The sequence below is a fragment of the Rhizobium sp. 25PS6 genome (assembly GCF_032464655.1).
In the GTDB taxonomy this organism is placed as follows: Bacteria; Pseudomonadota; Alphaproteobacteria; order Rhizobiales; family Rhizobiaceae; genus Rhizobium; species Rhizobium laguerreae.
This window is the reverse complement of record NZ_JAWDIV010000082.1, coordinates 1-541: the sequence shown is the minus strand read 5'-3', so window position 1 is coordinate 541 and position 541 is coordinate 1. Positions and strand designations below refer to the sequence as shown.

At 63.2% G+C, this 541-nt stretch carries 1 protein-coding gene; it reads right to left on the bottom strand.

All coding sequences use genetic code 11. The features are described from left to right. Positions 1 to 541: calcium-binding protein (locus RWK44_RS34935; RefSeq protein ID WP_316030190.1), on the bottom strand; the 541-nt coding region annotated here is incomplete at both ends.

Below are 541 nucleotides of genomic sequence, written 5' to 3'. Positions count from 1 at the left end.
AGTGATGACGTCGCTCGCACTGTCGACCACATAGATGTCGTTGCCCGCACCGCCGACCAGCGTGTCATTGCCGGTGCCACCGTCCAGCAGATCATTGCCACCGCCGCCGGTGATCCTGTTGGCGAGCGCATTGCCGGTGCCGGTAAAGCTGGCCGATCCCGTGTAGCTCAGGTTCTCGACATTGTTGCCGATCGTATAGTTTGCCAGCACGGTCTTGACCGTGTCGGTTCCCGCGGCGGCGTTCTCGGCAACGCTGTCGCCAGCATTGTCAACGATATAGGTGTCGTCGCCCGCACCCCCGATCAGGCTATCGGCGCCTGCCCCGCCATTCAGCGTGTCGTTGCCGACACCACCAGTGATCATGTTGGCAAGGCTATTGCCGGTGCCGGCAAAGGCTGCCGTTCCGATATAGGTGAGGTTCTCGACGTTGGCTCCCAGTGTGTAGGCGGCCAGGGCCGTGCGAACCGTGTCGGTTCCCGCGGCGGCGTTCTCGGCAACGCTGTCGCCGGCATTGTCGACGATATAGGTGTCGTCGCCCGCC